At 47.4% G+C, this 23,828-nt stretch carries 18 protein-coding genes and 1 riboswitch; of the genes, 7 read left to right on the top strand and 11 right to left on the bottom strand.

Features of this window, described 5'->3' with window-relative positions:
• Window positions 1–2: 2 nt before the first annotated feature.
• The gene (locus BLR32_RS32330) at window positions 3–2,024 is read right to left on the bottom strand and encodes a transglutaminase domain-containing protein (RefSeq protein ID WP_089838579.1); all 2,022 of its coding nucleotides are present in this window, start codon (window positions 2,022–2,024) and stop codon (window positions 3–5) included.
• A 100-nt stretch (window positions 2,025–2,124) separates the two neighbouring features.
• On the opposite strand from BLR32_RS32330, the gene queG reads away from it, so the two are divergent.
• Complete coding sequence (gene queG / locus BLR32_RS32325) at window positions 2,125–3,051, top strand: tRNA epoxyqueuosine(34) reductase QueG (protein WP_089838577.1); 927 nt, start codon at window positions 2,125–2,127, stop codon at window positions 3,049–3,051.
• Between the two features lie 104 nt (window positions 3,052–3,155).
• Window positions 3,156–3,698, top strand: coding sequence for an RBBP9/YdeN family alpha/beta hydrolase (locus tag BLR32_RS32320; RefSeq protein WP_089838575.1), 543 nt, complete (start codon window positions 3,156–3,158; stop codon window positions 3,696–3,698).
• Window positions 3,699–3,777: 79 nt separating this feature from the next.
• On the opposite strand, the gene araA is transcribed toward BLR32_RS32320, so the two are convergent.
• The 6 genes from araA to ygiD form a co-directional block, all read right to left on the bottom strand.
• Window positions 3,778–5,283: an L-arabinose isomerase gene (gene araA / locus BLR32_RS32315; RefSeq protein ID WP_089838574.1), complete on the bottom strand. Its 1,506-nt coding sequence runs from the start codon at window positions 5,281–5,283 to the stop codon at window positions 3,778–3,780.
• Between the two features lie 31 nt (window positions 5,284–5,314).
• Window positions 5,315–6,019, bottom strand: coding sequence for an L-ribulose-5-phosphate 4-epimerase (locus tag BLR32_RS32310; protein WP_089838572.1), 705 nt, complete (start codon window positions 6,017–6,019; stop codon window positions 5,315–5,317).
• Window positions 6,016–7,659 carry a ribulokinase gene (locus BLR32_RS32305; RefSeq protein ID WP_089838571.1) on the bottom strand — a complete coding sequence of 548 codons (1,644 nt, stop codon included), beginning with the start codon at window positions 7,657–7,659 and terminating at the stop codon, window positions 6,016–6,018. The genes BLR32_RS32310 and BLR32_RS32305 overlap by 4 nt, the downstream gene beginning before the upstream one ends.
• A gap of 173 nt (window positions 7,660–7,832) precedes the next feature.
• Window positions 7,833–8,537: an NUDIX hydrolase gene (locus tag BLR32_RS32300; protein WP_089838569.1), complete on the bottom strand. Its 705-nt coding sequence runs from the start codon at window positions 8,535–8,537 to the stop codon at window positions 7,833–7,835.
• A gap of 126 nt (window positions 8,538–8,663) precedes the next feature.
• Entirely contained in the window at window positions 8,664–9,314 is a 651-nt protein-coding gene (locus BLR32_RS32295) for an HAD family hydrolase (protein WP_089838566.1), read from the bottom strand.
• Between the two features lie 740 nt (window positions 9,315–10,054).
• Window positions 10,055–10,936: a 4,5-DOPA-extradiol-dioxygenase gene (gene ygiD / locus BLR32_RS32290; RefSeq protein ID WP_089838563.1), complete on the bottom strand. Its 882-nt coding sequence runs from the start codon at window positions 10,934–10,936 to the stop codon at window positions 10,055–10,057.
• A gap of 83 nt (window positions 10,937–11,019) precedes the next feature.
• On the opposite strand from ygiD, the gene BLR32_RS32285 reads away from it, so the two are divergent.
• Window positions 11,020–12,282, top strand: a complete 1,263-nt coding sequence (locus BLR32_RS32285) for a dicarboxylate/amino acid:cation symporter (RefSeq protein WP_089838561.1) — start codon at window positions 11,020–11,022, stop codon at window positions 12,280–12,282.
• Here the strand turns inward: BLR32_RS32285 and BLR32_RS32280 are convergent.
• From BLR32_RS32280 to BLR32_RS32265, 4 genes are all read right to left on the bottom strand, one after another.
• Entirely contained in the window at window positions 12,224–13,528 is a 1,305-nt protein-coding gene (locus tag BLR32_RS32280; protein ID WP_089838559.1) for a YdcF family protein, read from the bottom strand. The two genes, BLR32_RS32285 and BLR32_RS32280, sit on opposite strands and share 59 nt — an antisense overlap.
• Before the next feature lie 39 nt (window positions 13,529–13,567).
• Entirely contained in the window at window positions 13,568–14,878 is a 1,311-nt protein-coding gene (locus BLR32_RS32275) for an amidohydrolase family protein (RefSeq protein ID WP_089838557.1), read from the bottom strand.
• Between the two features lie 48 nt (window positions 14,879–14,926).
• Window positions 14,927–16,099, bottom strand: a complete 1,173-nt coding sequence (locus BLR32_RS32270) for a trans-sulfuration enzyme family protein (RefSeq protein WP_089838555.1) — start codon at window positions 16,097–16,099, stop codon at window positions 14,927–14,929.
• A 165-nt stretch (window positions 16,100–16,264) separates the two neighbouring features.
• Window positions 16,265–16,377, bottom strand: a riboswitch (SAM riboswitch).
• 50 nt (window positions 16,378–16,427) lie between these two features.
• The gene (locus BLR32_RS32265; protein ID WP_089838553.1) at window positions 16,428–17,399 is read right to left on the bottom strand and encodes an NAD-dependent epimerase/dehydratase family protein; all 972 of its coding nucleotides are present in this window, start codon (window positions 17,397–17,399) and stop codon (window positions 16,428–16,430) included.
• A gap of 98 nt (window positions 17,400–17,497) precedes the next feature.
• Between BLR32_RS32265 and BLR32_RS32260 the strand changes: the two genes are divergently transcribed.
• The 4 genes from BLR32_RS32260 to BLR32_RS32245 all read left to right on the top strand — a co-directional run bounded on the left by BLR32_RS32260 (window position 17,498) and on the right by BLR32_RS32245 (window position 23,819).
• Complete coding sequence (locus BLR32_RS32260) at window positions 17,498–18,106, top strand: TetR/AcrR family transcriptional regulator (protein ID WP_089838550.1); 609 nt, start codon at window positions 17,498–17,500, stop codon at window positions 18,104–18,106.
• Window positions 18,107–18,317: 211 nt separating this feature from the next.
• Window positions 18,318–19,646, top strand: a complete 1,329-nt coding sequence (locus BLR32_RS32255; RefSeq protein ID WP_218124291.1) for a TolC family protein — start codon at window positions 18,318–18,320, stop codon at window positions 19,644–19,646.
• 24 nt (window positions 19,647–19,670) lie between these two features.
• On the top strand, window positions 19,671–20,738 hold the full coding sequence (locus BLR32_RS32250; protein ID WP_089838546.1) for an efflux RND transporter periplasmic adaptor subunit: 1,068 nt from the start codon (window positions 19,671–19,673) through the stop codon (window positions 20,736–20,738).
• Between the two features lie 36 nt (window positions 20,739–20,774).
• Complete coding sequence (locus BLR32_RS32245; RefSeq protein WP_089838544.1) at window positions 20,775–23,819, top strand: efflux RND transporter permease subunit; 3,045 nt, start codon at window positions 20,775–20,777, stop codon at window positions 23,817–23,819.
• The last annotated feature ends 9 nt before the right edge of the window (window positions 23,820–23,828 follow it).

Here is a 23,828-nt window from a genome sequence, read left to right as displayed (position 1 = left end):
ATTTAGCTTTTTCTTTTGAGGACGATTTGTTCGGATTGTTTCTTTACGATCATATCAAAGAAATCACGCAACGAATTGTATTCATCCGCTGCAAATACAGCCCTGTTCAGCTTTATTCTTGAACGGAACTGTATGCTATTCTCACTCTGTTGAATGAGGTACTGGAATACCCCTTCGTTCTCATTGAATTTCACCATGGCCGACTTAGGTATTTCTTCTACTACATATCCGTCAGGGACAGTCAGATTAAGTGTATAAGTCTCATCCATTACACAAGGCATTTCAACAGGGTATCTGCGTTCCTGTGAACGGAAAGGATTCTTACGCATTGCCTCTGTAAATAAAGGATTGATATAGATCATGCCGGCATCATCTGCTTTCATGTCGAAATCATACTTCAATTTCAATACTTCTTCATTATCATCCAGGTTCTCCAGCTCTACACCGCTGATAACAGTTTCTGCTACGAAGTCTTTTTCCTTCCCTTTAAAATAAGCGTCTTTGCCTTTATCCTTTATTGAAGAACGCATGGCACACGATTCAAAATAGGTAGGATACTGTTGCAGACTTCCTTTGAGAATACCGCCTTCTCCACCCATGAGCATCACAAAAGTGCTCTTCTGTTCCAGCAGGTCATCCGGATTGAAATATACGGGTACTGATTCTGCTGTCAACATTCTTGCATGACCGTTATAGCAGGACATATCCACTCTTCCGAAACCAAGATAAGGGCGGGATGCATCCAGGAAGTACGTCAGCGTATCTACGGTAACTGCGGCCATTGTATAGTTAAAACGGGATTTAAGCGGGTACAGCTCATGGGTAAAACCATGGTTACGGGTACTGAGTACCACAGGATCCGCATGCAGCTTTGCACGGCGTAACATGGCTATCAGCAGCAGATTGATGTCTGCCTCACTACCATTATGAGAAGAGAAAACCGTTTTTAATGGTTTGGTGAGATATAAGCTGGAATGATCTGTACAGGTAAAGTTGTTCCTCACATAATTGTATATACGGCGCGCTTTGGCGGTATCATCTTTCAGGCCATTCGTCAGCTGGTCTACTACATCGCCCAGGTAACCGTTATTCTTGCTCAGGTCTGCACCGAAATTCTCGTCTTTGTTCAGATCTTCGGAGAATTTCTGCCAGTTACCCAGTATTGGTTTTATAGGAGACTCCGGATATTTGATGGCAGACAACTGGAATTCTATCCTGGTAATGTGGTTCCTCAGGGAGGTAGTATAACTTTCTTCTCGCAGAGCCGGGATATCTTTGGCTGTCCATACGTTCTTTACCGTATTGGCAGAAAAACTACCATGCTGGGAAGCGCCCGTCGGACCGTTTGACTCATATGTCACGTTATAGGTCTGCCTGTCGACCGTTGTTTTTACAGTCAACATGCTATTGATATCCTGCTTCAGGAAAACGAAATCATAGATCTCCGGAATAGTAACACTGTACTCGCTTTGCAGCGTGGGATATTCATTCTGGAAATTCCAGGGCTGCAGGTTGAAGTAGAATGGAGAAGTAACTGAATAGGTATACTCGATGATGGTTCCCTCTTTTACCCCCGGAACGGTAAACTTCTTTAAAATGTGGTTTTTGTCATACTTGTCGGTAAAGACACTTTTGCTCTCCATTTTGGTTTCTACCACCTTTCCGTTTTCCAGGTTGTAAGCCACAGCCTTGAGGTTAATCAGCTTCTCTTCCAACTGACCTGAGATATACAGCGGAATTTCCTCGGAGGCGGCGTCGTAACCGTTTTTATCCACCACCTTGATTCTCTTGAATCGCTTGTAAGTCAGTTCGAAGTGGTCTCTTTCCACCTGGAATTCCGAAGAACCTATGTCAGCGATGACTACCGCATGTGCAGAGGTATCTTTTTCAAATGATGTGGCGGCGAAATCCTCCGGATCGACTTTCCCGAATCTGACCTTGTCCCTGGTCTGAGAAAATGTTGTAAGTGCAAACAAGCAAGCTGCTGCCAGCTGCAGGGGGAATACAATAGATCTGCTACGCATATAAGGATATAAGGATTATTTGGGAATGAAGGTAAGGGAAAAACCGTATTCCAACCCTTGCTATAGCAAACTTTTATTTTTGTGTAACTTGCACTCAATCATGAACCTTGCAGCAAAATATACGGCATTTATCAAGCAGCACGCAGCTGATCTGGGCTTTGACCATTGTGGCATCGCTAAGGCGGTACAGCTGGATGACGACGCCCGCCGGCTTGAACAATGGCTGCATAAGGGCATGCATGGCTCCATGCATTATATGGAGAATCATTTCGATAAACGGATCGATCCCCGGAAACTGGTGGATAATGCCCAGTCGGTCATCACGTTGTTATTGAACTACTATCCATCCCAACAGCAGCAGGCTGAAGCGCCGAAGATCTCCAAATATGCCTACGGACAAGACTATCATGAGGTTATCAAGGGCAAACTCAATACCCTGCTGGCCCGCATGCAGGAAGCATTCGGAGAAGTAAGCGGACGTGGATTCGTAGACTCTGCCCCGGTACTGGAAAGAAGCTGGGCACAGCGTAGCGGTCTGGGTTGGCTGGGAAAGAACGGTAACCTTATTCATAAGCAGGCAGGTTCCTTCTTTTTTATTGCCACGCTCATTACCGATCTGGCTTTGGAATATGACAGTCCGGTAGGCGATTACTGCGGTTCCTGCACCCGCTGCCTGGATGCCTGTCCGACAGGAGCACTGGTAGCGCCCGGTATGGTCGACGGTAGCCGCTGTATTTCCTACTTTACCATTGAACTGAAAGAACTGCTCATCCCTGAAAACATGCAGGGTCAGTTTGACAACTGGATGTTTGGCTGTGATGTATGCCAGGACGTCTGCCCATGGAACCGTTTCTCCAAACCCAATCAGACGGTTGAATTTACCCCCATTCCTGAGATCCTCAACTTCAGTACGAAGGACTGGGAAGAGCTGACAGAGGAAGAATTTAAGAAGATTTTCCGCCGTTCTCCCATGAAACGGTCAAAATATGCTGGTATCCGTAGAAATTTGCGTTTTATTAACGGATGAGGTTATTGGCTTTTTATTCTTTTTACGTACATTGTTAGACTCGTATTGCCAACTACTATTCCATCACCTATCTGCAAAAGGGAGTGCTATAAAGTTTCTGTTTTATGGAAGTTAAGGTATTAACCGCACCAGGTTTACATGGATCAGGTCCATTACACTGGCAAAGCATCTGGGAAAAAACATCCGGATATAAACGTATCGATCAGCAGAACTGGGACACCCCGGTCATGACCGAATGGGTAAAAACAATCGAAGACGCTGTGGCGGAAGCTGGTCCCGACGTCGTGATCGCCGCACACAGTCTGGGCTGTATCGCGCTGGCCTACTGGGCGCAGCAAACGAAGCTCACTATTAAGGCCGCCCTGCTGGTAGCGCCTGCCGATACGGAGCGTCCCGGCTTTCCTTCGGACGCCCGGGGATTTGCGCCTATTCCACTGGCGCCACTACCTTTTAAAAGTATTGTGGTATCCAGTACAAACGACGAATATGCCAGCCTGGAAAGGGCGAGATCTTTTGCTGATGCCTGGGGAAGCCGTTTTGTGAACGCCGGGCCTAAAGGACATATCAATGCGGATTCGAACCTGGGCGACTGGCCTACGGGACAGGTACTGTTGGGTGAACTGGTGAGGAACTGGGAGACGTTGTAATAAAAAAAAGGCCATCCACCAGAAGGCGGACGGCGATTTGATATTCCACGTCATGGCTTATTCAGCCGTATTGATCTAGTTATTTGAATCCTTTCATCAGGTAGAAAGCATCGTTCCAGCGTAATTCATTCCGGAACTGATACAGGTCTGTGTTCTTGCCAATCTTCACATATTCAATACCCGCCATGTCTGCAAAGTCCTGCATGTGCGCAGCACTCAGGTTCTGGCTATAGCAGGTATGGTGAGCACCTCCCGCCTGGATCCAGGCAGCGCAACCAGTACGCATGTCGGGCAGTGGTTTCCATAATACTCTCGCTACCGGCAGTTTAGGCAGGTCATGTAAAGGTTCTACCGCATCTACTTCATTCACCAGCAATCTGAAACGGTTGCCCATATCGATCACAGAGGCATTGATAGCCGGGCCTCCACCTACATTGAACACCAGTCTCACCGGATCAGCCTTACCGCCGATACCCAATGGATGGATCTCACAGGATGGTTTGCCGCTCGCGATTGACGAACAGATCTCCAGCATGTGTGCACCCAGCACCAGGCGATTAGCCGGATCAAAATGATAGGTATAATCTTCCATGAAGGAGTTACCACCTGGCAGTCCGCTACCCATTACTTTCATGGCTCTTACCAGGGCCGCTGTTTTCCAGTCGCCCTCACCACCAAAACCATATCCGTCAGCCATCAGACGTTGCACCGCAATACCGGGCAACTGCTCCATGCCATGCAGATCTTCGAATGTATCCGTGAAACCTTTGAATTTACCTTCTTCCAGGAATGCGCGCAGACCTAACTCGATACGTGCAGCTTCCTTCAAAGAAGCGTGTTGTGCACCACCTTTCTGCAAGGACGCTGCAAGCACATAACTCTGCTCATATTCCTGTACCAGCGTGCTGATAGCTGCATCGCTGATGCCTTTGATATATTTAACCAGGTCACCTACACCATAACCATTCACAGAATAGCCAAACTGCAGTTCTGCTTCCACCTTATCACCTTCAGTTACAGCTACCTGGCGCATATTGTCGCCGATACGGGCAAAACGGGCGCCCTGCCAGTCAAACCAGCCCGCAGCTGCCCGCAGCCAGGTACCTATTTCCGCGGTTACTTCCGGGTCCTGCCAGTGACCAGCTACTACTTTGCGGTCCATTCTCATTCTCGACATCATGAAACCAAACTCACGGTCGCCGTGGGCAGACTGGTTCAGGTTCATAAAGTCCATATCTATATCACCCCAGGGGATGTCTCTGTTAAACTGAGTATGCAGGTGTAATAGTGGGCGTTGCAGGATCTTCAGTCCCCCGATCCACATTTTGGCCGGAGAGAAAGTATGCATCCAGGCGATCACCCCGATACAATCAGGCGCTGTATTGGCTTCCTGGCAAATGCGGTATATTTCATCCGGCGTTTTTACCACCGGTTTAAATACAATGCGTACCGGTATGTTGGCGTCTGCACTGAGCGACTGTGCAATCTTTTCTGCGTGTGTCGCTACCTGCTTTAAAGTTTCTTCTCCGTAAAGATGTTGGCTGCCGGTGATGAACCAGGCTTCAAATTGCTTCAACTGTATCATGCTGTTGGAATTTTAGATGTGACCTGCACTATTACTCTTGACCATAATAGGAATCGGGCCCGTGTTTGCGTTCAAAATGTTTTTTGATCAGGGATTCTTTTAGTTTAGGGCACTCCGGACGGATGCTTTCTGTCAGGTAAGCCATTCTCGCTACCTCTTCCAGCACCGCCGCATTGTACACTGCTTTATCGGCCGTCTTTCCCCAGGTGAAAGGCGCGTGATTACCCACGAGTATCATCTCCACATCCTTATAGGATATTTGTCTTTCCTGCAGGCACTGCATGATCTGGAAGCCCGTTTCATGCTCATAGTTACCCTTGATCATCTCATCACTCATCGGTGCCGCGCAGGGAACATCTGTTGTCAGGTGATCGGCATGTGTAGTACCATAGATGGGGATGTCCCGCTGTGCCTGAGCCCAGGCAGTAGCATACGTAGAGTGTGTATGTACGATGCCTCCGATCTCTTCCCAGTGTTTATACAAGACGGCGTGGGTCTTGGTATCTGAGGACGGACGTCCTGTTCCTTCCACTGTCTTTGCGTCGAAATCCACGATTACCATACTGTCTGGCGTCAGCAGCTTATAAGGCACGCCGCTCGGTTTGATGGCAAACACGCCGGCGCTGCGGTCTACCACGCTCACATTGCCAAAAGTGAACAATACAAGTCCTAATGCAGGCAATTGCATATTGGCTTCGTAGGCCTGTTCTTTTATGCTTTGATAACGGTTGCTCATACGTACAATTTTTCGGTGAATGCGCCCAGTTCCTGGAATTGACGGTAACGGGCCGCGTAGTATGGAACATTCTCCTGGCGCGGCTGCCAGACAGTTTCAAATCCTGAGGTCATCGCTTTCTGTGCACTCTCAATATCAGTATAAACACCTGCAGCTACGGCTGCAAACATAGCAGCACCCAGTGCACATGCATTCTCACTATTCACAATCCTGATAGGTCTGTTCATCACGTCTGCCAGTACCTGCATAGCGTAAGATGATTTTTTGGCTACACCACCCAATGCGATTACTTCTTTAATCGGCACGCCCTCTTTCGCAAAACGTTCCGCAATGCTCTGTGCACCGAAAGCAGTAGCTTCCACCAGTGCTTTGAACATTTGTACCGCATCTATGCCCAGGTGTAAGCCGGTAATAGTGCTCTTGACAGTGTGATTCGCATCAGGTGTACGGCGACCGTTGAACCAGTCTAAAGCCAGTGGATCATTATCTCTTAAAGGTAGCTGCTGCGCCTGTTGCGCCAGGTGGCCCAGTAGTTTATCTTCTACAGCGGCGAGTTTCTCCTTGTCTTCCGGTAACAGGGTATATAATGGCCCCATGATCAGACGACGCAACCAGGCGAATACATCACCATAAGCGGATTGTCCGGCTTCCAGTCCAAGCATGCCAGGTATTACAGAACCATCTACTTGTCCGCAGATACCCTTTACAAACAGATGCCCGGCTTCTTCCATAGGCGCCACGAGGATATCGCAGGTGCTGGTGCCGATCACCTTACAGAGGGAGTAGGACTGGATACCACCGCCTACAGCGCCCATATGGGCATCGAAAGCGCCTGTACCTATTACCACATCTTTTGAAAGCCCCAGGCGGGTAGCCCATTCTTCGCTGATAGTGCCAGCCGGAACGGTCGCTTCTACAGTGTCGGTGTATGTCTGATCGTATTTGCCCAGTAATGGGTTCAATTTCTCCAGGAAATCTTTCGGAGGTAAACCGCCCCATGAAGCGTGCCACATCGCTTTATGGCCTGCCGCACAACGACTGCGGAGTAAGGTGCTGAGGCTACGGTTGCCTGTCAGCAGGGCTGGAATCCAGTCGCAATGCTCTACCCAGGAAGCCGCTTTTTCCCTTACGGCAGCGTCTTCTGTGATCACGTGCAGGATCTTGGCCCAATACCATTCACTGCTGTAAATGCCGCCACAGTATTTCGTATAATCGGTGCCATTGCTATGTGCGGTGTCGTTGATCAACGCAGCCTCCTTATTGGCTGTGTGATCTTTCCAGAGCACGAACATAGCGTTGGGATTGTTTTCAAAGCCAGGTAACAGGGCCAGTGGCGTGCCCGTTTCGTCTACGGGACCGGGAGTAGAGCCCGTTGTATCAACCGCGATACCTTTCACCAGCGCGGCGGTGCCTGCCGGACATTGTTTCAATGCTCCTAGAATGCTTTGCTCCAGTCCTTCCAGATAATCCAGGGGATGCTGACGGTATTGCTGCACAGCAGGATCACAGTATAATCCTTTCTGCCAGCGGGGATAATAGTGCACGGCACTACCTACTTCCTCTCCTGTCCGGGTATTCACTACGAGAGACCGTACTGAATCGGTGCCAAAGTCGACACCTATTACAAATGAATTTTCCATAACGTACGTACTTGAACGGTCTTCCTGGCCTGTCGGCAGCGGAAGACAGCAGCTAATTTTAAAATGAGTAAATGTTCCAGTCTACTTTATTGTCAAACCGACAATTATTAAATAAGGCAAAAAAATGCTGATATGACTATCACCATGACAGTGATTACCATATCAGTGTTGCCTTATTTCAGATTTCCGGGATCGGAAACAAAATTGAGGAAGGCGTGGAATTTGGCGCTGTATTTTCTTTTATCCAGCTTATAATAGAATGCTCCCCTTTTGGAAGTAGCCCTCTCTTTTTCTTTCTGTTTGACAAGTAAGCCGGTAGATAATACTTTCCTGCTGAAATTGCGCTTGTCAAAGCCGGCGTCATATACTGCTTCAAACAGTATCTGCAATTGGGGGATGGTGAACCTGGTCGGCAGCAGTTCAAACAGCAGCGGGTGGATAGCTGCTTTGTAACGTAACCGTGCCTGGGCCTCTTCTACCATTTTGGCGTGGTCAAAGATCAGTTTGGGTGCATCTTTGAGTGGGAACCACTCAGCTTTGTACTCATCCGTGATCTGTTGCTTGTACTGGTTGATGTCGATCAATGCAAAGTAGGATACAGAGAGCGTACGTTCCATCGGATCCCTGTCCGGGCTGCCGAAAGCCGCCAGCTGCTCCATATAGACCCCTTCCAGCCCCGTGAGCTTGGTTAAGGTGCGGGCCGCTGCCTGCTCCAGATCTTCATCTGCCTGTACGAAGCCCCCCATGAGGCTCCATTTTCCCTTTTCCGGCTCAAAACCGCGCTTGATCAGCAAGAGCTTTAGATCCTGTCCGTCAAAACCGAAAATAATACAGTCTACTGCTACAAGCATCCGGGTTTGCCGGGAATAACGTGTCATACTATCCAGGAGTTTAATTCCGCTAATATAAAACTCCCTGTTGACATTGCCAGCTTTTTGACTCACAGACTGTTTATTTCTACACAAGATAGAACTTTAAATGTCAACTTTACAATTATTTTTTTCTCAGAATAATTGAGCGGGAGTTAAGGTACTATAATCGGGTATAAAAGTGATGATATTATCGTAGTCGCTGAACTCCTCACGGGTGTGCATAGTGGTAAGTACTACCGCCTTCATACCTGCATTGGCAGCCGCTTCTACACCTTTAGGCGCATCTTCAAACACAATACATGAAGCAGGATTTACACCCAGTTCTTCTGCTGCCTTCAGAAATACTTCGGGATGTGGTTTGCTGGTGGTTACATCATTAGCGGTAATAATACTCTTGAAAAAGTGGCGTATATGCAGATTATCCAACGCGAAGTCAACGTTAAAAGGAATGGCCGCAGTGCCTATCCCCATGGGGATCCCCTCCTTCTCAGCAGCCTCCAGGAATGCCTGCAGGCCCGGTATCAGCTGCAGATGGGGAAGGTAAGCCGCCTGGTAGCGTTTCTCCTTCTCGAGGGATAATGTATCCATCTCTGCTGCTGTAAAACGGTCCTTTCCAAACACACGGACCAGCAATTCCTGGTTTTTACCATACATCTCCTTCTTTACCGCCTCCCGGCTCAAACCCGCGCCCAGCTCAGTCAGTGTATTATACCAGCCTTCCAGATGATACGCCATATCGTCGATCATAGTGCCGTTCATGTCAAATATAAATGCCTTTTTCATATGCCTGTTTTACAATTTTAGCGGCTCAAAGCTAATAAATTAAATAGCTGTGGAGTAGTCCCTATTTTATGCTTATTTGTTTAGTTTGTCGGATATGCTGATTTATCCCCAAATGGGATCGCCCATGGTAATAGATTTCGGGAAAATGCATTCTATTGGATTATTCGCAACAATAGCGTCCGGAGAAATCCCTTCTATTGGATTATTCGCTACAATTAGCTCGGGAATCCATCCTATGCAATCATTCGCAACAATTGGCTCCGTCAGGAGCCACAGTGTTTGTAGCGCGGGGTGAAACCCCGGGCTTTTTTTTCCGGAAACCGGAAAAAAAAGAAGGTCGAATGAGTTCGACCCTCGCGATCTAGTTCACGTTATTGAATCGACCGCATGCGGCAAAAATTACTGGATTTTGCATGCAGTTCGCAGAAACATTTTCTATGGTAAACCCGTGTACCCCGCACAATCAACACCACGCAGACAGGAAAACAGATCCGGCTTTACGAAAGCAGCGCTGTAAGCGATCTGTCAGACGACACATCACCTGCCGGATAAATAGCATAACAGTGGAACATCCAGATGAGCAATTCTTGGTAAACGTAATTGCTATCTCATGCAATTTAATGATAAATGTCAAATTTACAATTATATTTTTCACTTCTTTGGAACATAAAAAAAGCCCATAGACAACAACCCGTTTTATGGCTGTTGCCTATGGACCTTTATATGCTGATGTTTTGTATCTACTCTCCTACCTGGAAACAGCGCATACTGATGCTACCATTCTGGATCTCCTCATAGGTGAACCTGATCTCCTCGTCCTGCTCAGCCAGGCCGAGCCCGTAAATGAAAGGGAAATAGTGATCAGGCGTAGGAACGGATAGCTTTGCCGCCTCTCCCAGCCTTTCATAGTGCAGCAGATCGTCAAATGCACGCTGCTCTACCTTACTTTTTACGGTGGCATCAAATTCCAGTGCCCAGTCAAAAGGAACCGCCTTATCGTCGAAGCTGATCCTTCTCAGGTTATGGACAAGATTGCCACTACCTACAATAAGCACTCCCCTCTTACGGAGTTCTCTCAGCTCCTGCGCCAGCTGAAAATGATAGGCCGGCGGCTTGTAATAGTCAATGCTAAGCTGAAACACGGGAATATTGGCTTCAGGGTACATGTGTTTCAGTACCGTCCATGTGCCATGGTCCAATCCCCATTGATCATCCTCCACCACCTGGGTGCTTGTGATCAGCTTAGCCGTTTCACGGGCTAATTCCGGTGCTCCCGGAGCGGGATACTGCACATCATGCAAAGCCTGCGGAAAGCCTCCGAAGTCATGTATTGTAGCGGGCCTGCTGGCGGTCAGCACATGTGTGCCCCTCGTCAACCAATGTGCAGATACTACCAATATAGCGTTAGGTAATTGTTTTACTGATTCCCCCATCTCTTTCAGCCGGCGGGTGAAAGCATTGTCGTAAAGGGCATTCATCGGGTTACCATGTCCGATAAACATTGCCGGCATCAACGTAGTACGCTGATAATCACGGGTGATCTTCCCCAGTTCTTGTAATTGCATATATAATCCTCCTACAGGCAAAACGGCCATTGCAGCCAGAAAATCCTTCCTGTTCATACTAACGCAAAGATATTTATGCACCTACCCGCAACAAATGGACAAAACATCTTATAAAGTGGACTTTTCAATATATTTGAGCCATGCGGACCATACTTAAAAATTATAGCAGCCTGCTACTGCTGTTAGGTGGAATTATCGCCGGCAGCATCCTGGGACTGATCTTCGGAAAACAGGTAGAAGTGATCAAACCGATAGGCGATATATTTCTGAACCTTCTTTTTACGGCTGTTATACCGCTGGTATTCTTTGCCATTGCTTCAGCTATTGCCAATGTTGATCCCAGTCAGAAACTGGGTAGGGTGATGTCTGTTATGGGACTGGTATTCGTCGGCACCGTTCTCATATCGGCCTTCCTTACGATCGTCGCTATCTGGTTCTTTCCTTTACAGGCAGTGACCACTGGTTCTACTGTTCTGGAGGAAGTAAAGACCGCAGGACCGGGAGAGCAAATCACCCGCTTGCTGACTGTAGGAGAATTTTATGAGCTGCTGTCGCGGAAGAATATGTTACCCTTCCTCATCTTCTCCGCCCTGGTGGGATTTGCTGCATTGAAGGCGGGAGAATACGGTAAAGCCTTCCGTAATTTCCTCAACTCGGGCAACGAAGTCATGAAACAATTGCTGAACATTATCATGCTGCTGGGACCCATAGGTCTGGGCGCTTATTTCGCATACCAGGTAGGTACGCTAGGCCCTGAGCTCTTTGGTACCTATGCCAGTTCAATGGCACTGTATTATGGCTTCGGATTATTCTATTTCATCGTAATATTCAGCGTATATGCTTTCCTTGCCGGAGGAATGGCCGGGGTGAAGATCTACTGGAAGAATAACCTTGTGCCTACTTTTACGGCACTGGGGTCCTGTAGCAGTATCGCTACTATACCTGCCAACCTGGTAGCTGCACAGCGTATGGGTATTCCGGAACATATCGGGAATGTGGTCGTGCCATTGGGGGGTACCCTCCATAAAGACGGTTCCAGCATCTCTTCGATAGTAAAAATAGGTGTTGTTTTTGCCATGTTCCATCGTCCGCTGACAGGCGTGGACACAGTATTACTTGCGTTAGGAGTAACAGTGATCGTTAGTATTGTGGAGGGAGGAATTCCTAACGGTGGGTATATCGGGGAATTGTTGGTGATGTCCGTATACGGCTTCCCAATAGAAGCGCTTCCTGCAGTGATGGTGATCGGTACCCTGGTAGATCCGCTGGCCACCATCCTGAATGCTACCGGCGATACAGTAGCGGCCATGATGGTGACCAGGGTCATGAAAGGACGCCGTTGGCTTAAGGATCGAGAGGATCTTCAGGATCCTGTTGCCAGGCTTTCAGATCCGGTAGTATAATATTTTCTGTGGTCGCCTTTCTTTCCAGTCCTGTGTAAGGCAGATAGCCTATTTCATTGATGAAGCGGGCTGCCATCTTTTCAATAGCGAGCGACTGGAATGAATCTGATACGATCAGCATTGGTTTGGAGGCTGGCATATTGAACAGGTATACCAGTCTCACGGCATTACGGATGTTCGTCGTGGTATGCCTTGCATGTGGCTCAATGATCACCGCGCTGTCCGGGATGCCTAACTTGCTCACCATATATTTCTTCATCTCAATTGCTTCGCAGAAAGGCGTCTTGTAAGGATGCACATGGCCTCCTGATACGATGATAAAAGGAGCCACATTATCGCGATACTGTTCTGCCGCCAGCTTGCAACGGAACATCCCCATGCTGTCCATAGATTGTCCTGCCTTTCCGGGACCGCTTCCAGGCACCATAATAGAGCTGAAGCGATAGGCATTCCAGTTCATCCTTCTGGACTTGGCGAAGGCGGCAGCATTCTCACCTTTGTATAAAGGCTCATAACGGGTAGCCTCGTCCCTGCCATTGATTTCCAGTGCTTTCAATGATCCCAGTAAGGGCTGTCTGTAGAAGGCATTACCTGTTCCCACTGCCATAATCTGCTGCACGGCTGTTTTCACCTGTTTTACGAATGCAGGATCAGAAGGCCTGAAAGAGATGGAATCGATCCTCGGATAACGGGGAGGAACACCCTCGAGATATACTTTGCAGATATGATTAATGCCAGCGGCTACATCCTGCCATGCCTTTCGGATAAAGGCGGTATCAGAACTCTCTGTATATAACGGATAGCGATCAACGACTTTGAGGCGCTGCACTGTTTCTGCTACATCAGCATTACTGACTGCCAGTCTTTTGAATTCCTCACCTACCTCCTGGATCTCGTCTGCTGTCCATTCAAGCGCTTTACCAATACAGGCGGCATCTCCACACTGGCTATAGGCAGCTGTTAAACGAGCCTGTCTATCTTTTGCTATCTGGTTAAATACAGCGTCTTTTACAATCGCATCGTGTGCATCTCCCTTCCTTTCCAGCAGGTATAACAGGTAGAATGATTTCCTCATCTGTACCTGCTGTGCAGTGGTGTAAGAGGGTGCAACGGTCTTTGTGCTCTTAGCCGTCTTTGTTGTTCTTGCTTTGGATTTACTTCTTGTTGTCTTTCTGCGCTGTGATTGTGCGGTCAATGTAACCAGGCACAATAACATGCATAGGCTCATGTTTACTACTGATCTCATATTTTTTCCCCCGGCGCGTTGGCTGCACCTTAGTTTAGATTACTGTATCTGTTTCCCGTTCTTATAAATAGCTTTGATACTGCGTGTGGCCCTGATATCCTGCAAAGGATCCGCGTCAAGCACCATAAAGTCGGCCTTTTTACCAGGCAGCAGGCTACCTGTCCGGCCTTCTATTCCCAACATAGCGGCTCCGTTATACGTAGCATATTTGATCACTTTTAAAGGTGGGATGCCGGCTTCTGTCATCAGCTGCAGTTCCATATGTTCAGAAAAGCCGATAGCTCTTACAGGCTGTGCACCTGAGTCTGTGCCCATAACGATCTTAATGCCTGCGCTATCCATTTTATGGAGATTCCGGGAAGCAATCTGGAGAGACTTTATTTTACGCTCCCTTTCACTCTCCTGTTGTTTACGGTAATCATCGCTTTTCAGCATATCTTCTACGCCTGGCTCCAGGGAACGGAGAAAAAAAGGATCGGCAAACCATCCCGGCAAAGTGGCATAAGCAAAACCGAATTCTTCAATGCAAAGGGTGGGAATATAACAGACATTCTTCTGTTTCATGGCTATGATCAGGGAATCATCTACTTCCTGGTCCCTGATACTATGGGCCAGCACATCGACACCTGCATCTACCAGTTTACGGGCATCTTCGAGGTAGTATACATGTGCGGCTACTTTTATATTATGCGCATGTGCTTCTGTAATAATAGCATGGTAGATCTCAGGAAGCATACGGGGTTCTCCATCTACCCAGATCTTGACAAAGTCTGGTTTCAATGTAGCGAGGCGGCGCATATCCTGTAAGGCCTGATCTGCATTTACAGGGCGCAGTATACTCGGACCGAATGCAACAGGAGGTACTCCTTTGGGAGCACCAAAACCATATCCGGCAGTATAAAAAGAAGCGCCGGGGAGCATGCCTATGCGGGACGCATCCTGAAAAATGAAGGCGGATGCCTGATCGGTACCCAGGCTCAATATTGTTCCCACACCATACTCCAGATATTGCATCAGATGGCGGTTCACATTTTCCGGGGTATAATTGGCGGCGGCAATAGTGGTACCTTTTAGTAGTCCAACATGGGCATGGGCGTTCACCAATAGTGGCATCACTGTCATACCCTGACCATCTATTTCTTCAGCACCTTTGACGGGATAGTTTGTGCCTGCGGGTAATATCGCAGCAATGGTGTCTTCGGTGACCACCAGACTGACATGAGAACGGGGTTCAGCCCCGCTCCCGTCAATCAGGGTAATATCTTTGAGTATAAAGGAAGTGTTGTCCTGGGCATAAGTGTAGTAACATATAGCGGAAAGGCAAACACTGAAAAATACACGTTTTAGCATAGTTACGCAATTTGCAGTTTATCGATCCAGAAACTGCAAACTACGAAACTATAAACTTAAAACGGACCCGGTCGCCTGTTGAATTTTATGAAAGGCAAGATCGAGGTCTGAAAGGAGGTCTTCCGGCTCCTCCAGTCCTACCGACAAACGGACCAGACTATCCGCCACCCCGGCGGCTCTCCGCTTTTCATCAGGGATGGATTTATGGGTCATGCTGGCCGGATGACATAACAAACTTTTAACACCTCCCAGGCTTTCCGCCAGCTTAAAATATTGGGTGCCAGTCACAAAAGCCTGCGCTGTTGCCTCGGTATCGTCCTTGAAAGTGAAGGAAACAATGCCGCCGAACCCTTTGGATTGTTTTTTCGCGATGTCATGACCCGGGTGACTGGCCAGACCGGGATAATATACCTTATCCACCAGCGGATGCTGTTCCAGGTATTCTGCAATTGCCTGGGCATTGGCGCAGTGTTGCCGTACACGCAGGTGCACTGTCTCTATACCACGGATCAGCAGGAAACTATCGAATGGTGAGAGAACTGCACCACAGGCATTCTGATAGAATTTGATGGCTGCTCCCAGTTCAGGCGTTTTTGTCACTACCAGACCAGCAATAAGGTCGCTATGACCTCCCAGGTATTTGGTAGCGCTATGTACCACTATATCCGCACCAAGCGCCAGGGGCTGTTGCAACACCGGAGATGCGAAAGTATTATCCACACAAAACAGGCATTTGCTGGCGGCAGCGATCTTCGCAATGGCAGCAATATCGGATATCTTTAGTGTAGGATTAGTGGGTGTTTCCAGCCATATCAGTTTAGTGGCTGGCGTAATAGCGTTGAAGACAGCCTGCACATCTGAGGTATCTACATAAGTCACCTTGATGCCGAATTTATCATACACTTTGTTGAATAACCGGAAAGCCCCTCCGTAGATATCATCTACTGCAACAATTTCATCACCATACTGCAGCAGTTTTATAATAGCGTCAATGGCTGCCAGTCCGCTGGAGAAAGCAATACCGGTAGCGCCGCCTTCCAGTCCTGCAGCTATTTTCTCCAGTGTTTCGCGCGTAGGATTGTTGGTCCTTGCATAGTCATAGCCCTTGTTTACACCCGGTGCGTCCTGTACGAAAGTAGAGGTCTGGTAAATAGGTACAGCAATTGCGCCTGTCTGTGGATCTACGGGAATAGAATGGATCAGTTGTGTGATTGTGCTCATCTCTTTTTTGTTTTTGAGTTTGATGATAATTGTTGATTAAACAGGTCCTTATGAGGAACTTATCAAAGAGATGGCAGATAGTGGCAGGAAGTAATTAAAATAAAAAAACTCACCTGGGAGCCAGGTGAGTTTTTTATATTTCAAGTAAAATAGATCAAACCTACTGACTTATCTTTCCCGCTATTAGCGGGCTGGATGTAGCACCTTTCCGGTCTGGTGGAACCGGGTGGTTGCTAAGGCTTCGCAGGGCCATTTCCCTCTGCCTTTCTTGATAAGAAACTTAAAGAACTGATGCAAAGATATAGGAGAACAATTTAAATCGCCAAATTTATTTTTTATTATCCGCTATACTTTTTACCGTTAGGGCAATTCCGTCTTTGTATGAAGTTGGTTTAAAATTGAAATGCTTTTCAAATTTTGAGCTGTCAAAAATGTAGGGATGTGTACTCTGGTACATCATCTCATGCATTTCTCCAACCGTTTTGTTGAAGAGCCCTGCCAGGCGGATCATAAAGCCATTGAGCTTTGAATAACGAGGCTTCACGTTTAAAGCTGCTGCTATCATTTCCACATATTCTTTTCCGTTAGGCGCCGGGTTGGTCGTAGGCAGATGCCATACCTGGTTGAAGGAAGATGGATCAGACGCCATTAAATACAAGGCCTTTCCTGCATCAGGTATAAAAGTATAGCTGTGGGGCACCTGGTCATTTCCCATCCAGTTGGCTGCTTGTCCCTGTGCCAGTTTATTAACGACCATAATATTGAGAACACTGGTGCTGTCTGCCGCAGGACCATAAAAATCTGCTGAGCGGGCAATACTGGCTGTAATATTTCCCTGTTTCACCTGCTGCATGATCTTATCGGCAATCATCGCTCTGATCTCCCCCTTTTTACTCCTGGGATTGTGAGGCGTATCCTCGGTCATAGCGCCGTCTACCAGCCCATACATATAAACATTGTCAAAAAAGATGAAAGGAATACCGCTTTCACCGCAAGCTTCAATCACGTTCTGAATGATCTTCGGCCATTTGTCCTGCCAGACCTTATGGTCATAGACCAATCCAACACATAAAAACACGATAGACGAACCGCTGATAGCCCTGCGTGTCTGCAGAGGGTCTGTAATGTCTGCCGCTATAATATCTGTTACCCCATTTACCGGCTTAACCTGCCTGCTTACCAGTCTCACGTGTTTTCCCTGCTCCAGTAAAACGGTTGTCAACTCCCGCGCAATACTCCCTCCTGCTCCTAAAATTGTGTAAACTCCTGATTCTGTTAGATTTACTTGTGTCTTGGTCATAATAGGGTGGGCTTTTTAATAATTAATGACGTAAAGCTAAAAGAAATATTTCATTTTATGAACACTGTTCAGTAAGTTTGTGGCGTAAAGTTATTAATATGGGCATTACAGACAGAAAAGAGCGGGAAAAGCAGGAAATGAGGAAACTGATCATCACCGCCGCCATGGAGATGTTTATTAAAGAGGGCTTTGACAGAACGTCAATACGCAACATAGCTGATAAGATAGAATACAGTCCCGCTACCATTTATCTCTACTATAAGGACAAGGACGAGTTGTTGTATGAGGTACAGGGACAAGCGTTCCTGGAACTCTATAACACCTTTGTGAAGGATGTAACAGCTACTGATCCGCTGGAAAGGCTGGAACAGCTACTCCACTCTTACATCAACTTTGGCTTCGAACATCCGGACCTGTATGACCTGATGTTCGTTCTCCGCGCTCCCATGAATGCGGTAGACGATAATAATGATTGGCCAAATTGCGATGAAGCTTATCATTTCCTGACTGACACATTGGAAAAGTGTATCGACCAGCTACGTTACGAAAATGCCGGGATTGCAGCGCTTTCTGTCTGGTCACTTGGTCATGGCTTGATCTCCCTGTTTATCAGGGAACGCATCAAGGTCATGCAACTACCTGACGATCAGGTCCGTAATGTAATTACAGCCACTGTAAATGAACATCTGCGGCTGATAAGGAAATAAAGTGTTCGCGTCAGATAATTGACGCTATCAACTACCAGAGGTGCGTATCATGCAGATATCTGTCCCCGTTATTTGACCTTGTCAATATAATACAGATATCTGCCTGATATACACAGGTACTACGACACTTCATGTGTCTTTTTTTATCCTCTATTACTAAACACTGTTTATAATTTCAACTACGATCATGAAAAGAAAAATGTTCATACTGATGCTAACTTTATCCGGAATCGCCGTCCGGTATGGCTATGGACAGGGGAAGATCCTGGACGAGTATATCCAGAGCGCCTTTTCACAGAACCAGGGACTGAAACAGCAGAACTTCCAGCTGGATAAGTCACTCTATGCCCTAAAAGAGGCCAAAAGCCTTTTCTATCCACAGGTGGGACTGACCGGGAGTTATACCAGGACCCATGGCGGCCGTACTATCGATCTTCCTATCGGAGATCTGTTGAATCCTGCATACAGCACCCTCAATCAACTGACCAACAGCCAGAAATTCCCCCAGGTGGAAAATCAGTCGTTCCTGCTGAACCCTAATGATTTTTATGACGTACACGTTCGCACTTCCCTCCCTTTGGTGAATACGGAAATATGGTACGCCAACAAGATCCGCAAGGAAAGCATTTCCCTGCAACAGGCAGCAGTGAACGTGTATAAACGTAAACTGGTAAAAGACATCAAAACGGCCTACTATCAATATTATCAGGCAGGGAAAGCAGTGGAGATTTACAATACGGCCCTGCTGCAGGTGCAGGAGAACATAAGGGTCAACACCAGCTTCCTGGCTAATGGGGTTACCAACAGCACTGCGCTGACCCGTGCCAAAGCAGAGCAGCAAAAGATCGCCGCATCTATAACAGAAGCAGAGAACAAACAGAAAAATGCCCAGGCATATTTCAACTTCCTGCTAAACCGGGATCTGAACACCGCCATTAATATCGATAGCAGCATTTTTATGCCGGAAGAAGTATTGCCCCCTCCTGCTCCTACCGGCAATACAAGAGATGAATTGCTGCAATTATCTCAACAACAAAAGATCGCTTCACTCTTTTACCGTCAGTCAAAGTCTTACCTGGTGCCTAAACTGAGCACCTTTCTGGATCTTGGCTCACAGGGCTTCAAATGGAATGTCGACAATAAATCCCGCTACTATATGTGGGGTGTAAGTCTCCAATGGGATCTCTTTGCTGCTGGTCAGCGCAAATACAAGGCACAACAGGCAGCTATCGACATCAGTAATCTGCAGGCGGCTTACAATGAAACAAGTATCTCGTTTCAGCTGGAACAACAGGTAGCTGAGAACAACTACCGCACCGCGGTGGCCAATTTCAAGAGCGCCAGAGAACAGCTACAATTATCTGAAAAATACTATACGGATCAATCGAAGGTATACAAGGCAGGACAGTTGCTGTATATCGAATTGCTGGACGCACAAACCCAGCTGACTAATGCAAAGCTGCAACTGTCCGTGGATTTCGCCGCAGTACAAACCGCTATCGCCGACATTGAACGCACACAGGCTTCCTATAAACTTTAATCTACTTCTCTAAAAATATTCAACATGAAATCTAGTCTCTCTTTTTCACTGCTGGCATCTTTTTCCTGCCTGGTTATTTCCTGCGGAGCACCCAGTGCAGCAGAAAACAACAATAGCCAGTCCGCCGAAATACCAGTGAAACTCCTTCCGCTGAATGGTCAGATGAACGCTAATCCGGCGATTGCTGTATCAGGTCAGTTTACCACCGACGATGAAGTATTGCTCTCCTTTAAGACCGGCGGTATCATCCAGCGCATCCTGGTGAAGGAAGGCGATGCTGTTAAGAAAGGGCAGCTCCTCGCAGTATTGAATCCTACAGAGATCAATGCGCAGGTGCAACAGGCGCAATTGGGATTTGAAAAGGCGCAACGTGATCATAGACGTGTAGAGAATCTTTATAAAGACAGCGTTGCTACCCTCGAGCAGTTACAGAATGCAAAGACCGCGCTGGATATGGCTGCTGAGCAACTGAAGACTGCACAGTTCAACCGTAGTCATTCACAGATCCAGGCTACAGAAAGTGGTTATATACTGCGTAAACTGGCCAGTGAAGGACAATTGGTGCAACCCGGCACTCCTGTACTGGAAACCAATGGCGCCCAATCAGGCAACTGGATGCTGCGCGTGAATGTCAGTAATAAAGAGTGGGCTGCTATTAATCTCCAGGACAAAGCAACGGTCGAAGTAGAAGCTGTTCCCGGCAAAGTCTTCCAGGGCGTTGTTTCCCGCAAGTCGGAAGGTGTACAACCACAAAGCGGATCTTTTACTGCGGATATTAAACTAACAGGAGAAAAGCCTTCAGCTATTGCCTTCGGCATGTTCGGTAAAGCAGTCATCAAGCCTGTAATAGTCGCTTCAGCCAATGGTCAGGGTCCCTGGGCTATTCCTTACGACGCCTTATTGGAAGGTGACGGTAGCACAGGTTATGTATACGTCACCAACGATAATAAAACCGCTCACAAAGTAGCTGTTACCATTGCAGGCATGGAAGCCGATAAAGTGATCATAAGCAAAGGGCTGCAGGAAGCAGCATCCCTGATCACTTCAGGTAGCGCTTATCTCACAGAAGGCAGCATCATCACCGTAAAATAATACCGCAACGGAACTCCTCTAATAAATCAACGAATCATGAAAATCTCTTCATACGCGGTAAAGAACTATCAGTTTACACTGGTGATCTTTATTATGATCATCGTACTGGGTATTACCACCATCCTCACGATGCCCCGGTCCGAAGATCCCGAAGTAAAATCTCCTTTCTTTAATGTAGTAGTCGTATATCCGGGTACCAGTCCGAAAGACATGGAAGACCTTGTGGTAGACCCACTGGAAAAAGAATTGTCGTCACAGGAAAATATCAAACGCGTTCGCACCAGTATAGGCGATGGTCTGGCTGTAATACGCGTGGAATACAAATACCGCAGCAATGTAGATGATAAATACCAGGAAGTACTGCGCGTGGTGAATGGCAAACGCGACGAGCTACCGGAGAATATCAGCATTGACGTAATGCGCCAGCAGCCCAGTGATGTAAATATTATGCAGATAGCGCTGGTATCTGAAACAGCCTCCAAAGACAAACTGCAGTACTATGCAGAGAAGTTGCAGGACGACCTGGAAACCATCAAAGAGTTGAAGAATGTAGAGATACATGGCCTACCCGACAGGCAGGTAAGAATTGAGCTGAACCTCGAAAAGATCGCGCAGATGGGGCTTCCCGTATACAAGGTTATCTCCAGTATACAGAATGAAATCAGCAATATCCCCGGCGGAAGTATTGAAGCCGGTAATCGCACTTATAACATTAAAAGCAGTGGTAGTTATCAGCGGCTTGATGAAATAAAGAATACCGTTGTCTTTAACAGCAAAGGAAAGAATATCTTTCTGAAAGATGTAGCTGTTATCTATTACGGCCTGGCAGATGAGCAATATGAAACAAGGCTGAACGGTCGCAGGTGCGCCTTTGTAGTGGCGGCACAAAAGGAAGGCGAGAACATCAGTAAGACCAAAGAACGCTACCTTCCTATATTGACCCAGTTTAAGAAAACACTGCCGTCGAACATTGACATGGTGCAGCATTTTGATCAGGCAGACAACGTGAACAGACGTCTGGGCGGTCTGGGAAAAGACTTCATAATCGCTATCCTGCTGGTGGCTATCACCCTGCTTCCACTGGGATTCCGTCCTGCATTGATCGTAATGATCTCTATTCCTCTGTCTCTCGCTATTGGCGTTGTCTTACTGAATATATTCGGTTATAATCTGAACCAGCTGAGCATCGTTGGACTGGTGGTAGCGCTGGGATTATTAGTGGACGATAGCATCGTAGTAATAGAGAATATCGAGCGCTGGATACTGGAAGGCCATTCGAGAATGGATGCCACACTGAAAGCGACCAAACAGATCGGTCTCGCTGTTGTGGGATGTACGGCCGCGTTGATCATTGCATTCATGCCACTGGTATTCCTGCCTGAAGGTGCCGGGGACTTTATCCGGGGACTGCCAATGGCCGTTATTCTCAGCGTATTTGCATCCATGTTTGTGTCCCTGACGATCATTCCTTTCCTGGCCAGCAAACTGTTGCCTGAACATGCAGGTAATCCTGAAGGAAATATCTTCATGCGCGCCCTCAAAAGACTGATCCACGGCAGCTATTCACGTGTATTGGATAAAGCGCTGAAAAGACCGGTGTTGTCAATAGTGATCACCCTGATCATCTTCAGTGGATCCATCGTATTGTTCCAGGTAGTGGGTTTCAGTCTTTTCCCCGCTTCAGAAAAACCACAGTTCCTGGTGAATATTACGACACCACCGCAGTCAAGTCTTGCTTATACCAAGAGCATTGCCAGGCAGGTGGAACAGGCTTTAAAGAAAGAAAGGGCCGTTACCTACTTCGCAACCAATGTCGGCAAGGGAAATCCCCGTATCTACTATAATGTTATTCAGGAAAATGAGAGAAGCGACTTCGCGCAGATATTCATACAGCTGGACAATCACACCAGTCCTTATGACAAGCTAAAGCTGATTGAGAAATTGCGTAGACAGTGGACACCATATCCCGGGGCTAAAGTGGAGGTGGTCAACTTCGAGCAGGGACCACCTGCCCCGGCCCCAGTGGAAGTACGTCTCTTTGGCGATAATCTCGATACCCTCCGTAGCCTGGCAGGCCGGATAGAAACGATGCTGCAGAAAGTGCCAGGCGCTATTTATGTGAACAATCCCGTGAAGCTGCTGAAAACAGATATCCGGGTAGACATTGACAAAGAGAAGGCACAGTTGCTGGGTATTCCAAGTATCAATATCGACAGGACGGTGAGACTGGCAGTAGCAGGACTCAACCTGGGACATTATGCCGATAAGAATGACAATGACTACGATGTGCTGCTGACGCGTAACAAGGATGGTCGTCCTACGATGGATGTCTTCAACAACCTCTACGTAAACAACCAGGACGACAAACCCTATCCGCTGTCGCAGGTAGCCAGTCTCCGGATGGAGGCTTCTCCCCTGCGCATCAATCACCAGGAGAAAAGACGCGTAGTGTCTATTACAGCTTCCATACAGGAAGGTTTCCTGACTGACCGTGTGATCAACAGTACTATTGAGAAAATGAATGCCTTTCCGCTGCCTGCTGGTTACAGCTATGAAATGGGTGGTGAAGTGGAAACAAGGCAGGACTCTTTCGGAGGCTTTATGAGCATTATCATTGTTACTATGTTCCTGTTCATAGCAGTGCTCGTACTGGAATTCAAGACTTTCAAAAGCACGCTGATCGTATTGTCGGTAATACCACTGGGTGTAGTGGGCGCTGCCGTGGGACTGTGGTTAACAGGTAACTCCCTGTCGTTCGTTGCCATTATTGGTATGATAGCCCTGGCGGGAATTGAGGTGAAGAATACCATCCTGCTGGTCGATTTCACAAACCAGCTCAGAGAACAGGGGAAGTCGCTCGATGAAGCGATCAGGGAGGCCGGAGAAATACGTTTCCTGCCGATTGTACTGACATCACTGACCGCTATCGGAGGATTGATCCCGATCGCAATTTCTACCAACCCATTGATAGCGCCATTGGCGATAGTGCTCATTGGCGGGTTGATCAGCTCAACCCTGCTGTCGAGGATTGTAACTCCCATTATCTATAAACTGATCCCACCGAAGGTGGAGACTCATTAATACGCAAAA

The organism is Chitinophaga filiformis, assembly GCF_900102545.1.
GTDB lineage: Bacteria > Bacteroidota > Bacteroidia > Chitinophagales > Chitinophagaceae > Chitinophaga > Chitinophaga filiformis.
This window is presented reverse-complemented; position numbering and strand designations above follow the sequence as displayed.

What these genes read in the sequence shown, in the direction of transcription:
- BLR32_RS32255 (WP_218124291.1), top strand. Translation starts at nt 18,318, where the DNA reads ATGCTAACTTTATCCGGAATCGCCGTCCGGTATGGCTATGGACAGGGG.
- BLR32_RS32250 (WP_089838546.1), top strand. Translation starts at nt 19,671, where the DNA reads ATGAAATCTAGTCTCTCTTTTTCACTGCTGGCATCTTTTTCCTGCCTG.
- BLR32_RS32305 (WP_089838571.1), bottom strand. Translation starts at nt 7,659, where the DNA reads ATGGAAAATTCATTTGTAATAGGTGTCGACTTTGGCACCGATTCAGTA.
- BLR32_RS32270 (WP_089838555.1), bottom strand. Translation starts at nt 16,099, where the DNA reads ATGAGCACAATCACACAACTGATCCATTCTATTCCCGTAGATCCACAG.
- BLR32_RS32275 (WP_089838557.1), bottom strand. Translation starts at nt 14,878, where the DNA reads ATGCTAAAACGTGTATTTTTCAGTGTTTGCCTTTCCGCTATATGTTAC.
- BLR32_RS32300 (WP_089838569.1), bottom strand. Translation starts at nt 8,537, where the DNA reads ATGACACGTTATTCCCGGCAAACCCGGATGCTTGTAGCAGTAGACTGT.
- ygiD (WP_089838563.1), bottom strand. Translation starts at nt 10,936, where the DNA reads ATGAACAGGAAGGATTTTCTGGCTGCAATGGCCGTTTTGCCTGTAGGA.
- BLR32_RS32265 (WP_089838553.1), bottom strand. Translation starts at nt 17,399, where the DNA reads ATGACCAAGACACAAGTAAATCTAACAGAATCAGGAGTTTACACAATT.
- queG (WP_089838577.1), top strand. Translation starts at nt 2,125, where the DNA reads ATGAACCTTGCAGCAAAATATACGGCATTTATCAAGCAGCACGCAGCT.
- BLR32_RS32285 (WP_089838561.1), top strand. Translation starts at nt 11,020, where the DNA reads ATGCGGACCATACTTAAAAATTATAGCAGCCTGCTACTGCTGTTAGGT.
- araA (WP_089838574.1), bottom strand. Translation starts at nt 5,283, where the DNA reads ATGATACAGTTGAAGCAATTTGAAGCCTGGTTCATCACCGGCAGCCAA.
- BLR32_RS32280 (WP_089838559.1), bottom strand. Translation starts at nt 13,528, where the DNA reads ATGAGATCAGTAGTAAACATGAGCCTATGCATGTTATTGTGCCTGGTT.
- BLR32_RS32260 (WP_089838550.1), top strand. Translation starts at nt 17,498, where the DNA reads ATGGGCATTACAGACAGAAAAGAGCGGGAAAAGCAGGAAATGAGGAAA.
- BLR32_RS32295 (WP_089838566.1), bottom strand. Translation starts at nt 9,314, where the DNA reads ATGAAAAAGGCATTTATATTTGACATGAACGGCACTATGATCGACGAT.
- BLR32_RS32245 (WP_089838544.1), top strand. Translation starts at nt 20,775, where the DNA reads ATGAAAATCTCTTCATACGCGGTAAAGAACTATCAGTTTACACTGGTG.
- BLR32_RS32320 (WP_089838575.1), top strand. Translation starts at nt 3,156, where the DNA reads ATGGAAGTTAAGGTATTAACCGCACCAGGTTTACATGGATCAGGTCCA.
- BLR32_RS32310 (WP_089838572.1), bottom strand. Translation starts at nt 6,019, where the DNA reads ATGAGCAACCGTTATCAAAGCATAAAAGAACAGGCCTACGAAGCCAAT.
- BLR32_RS32330 (WP_089838579.1), bottom strand. Translation starts at nt 2,024, where the DNA reads ATGCGTAGCAGATCTATTGTATTCCCCCTGCAGCTGGCAGCAGCTTGC.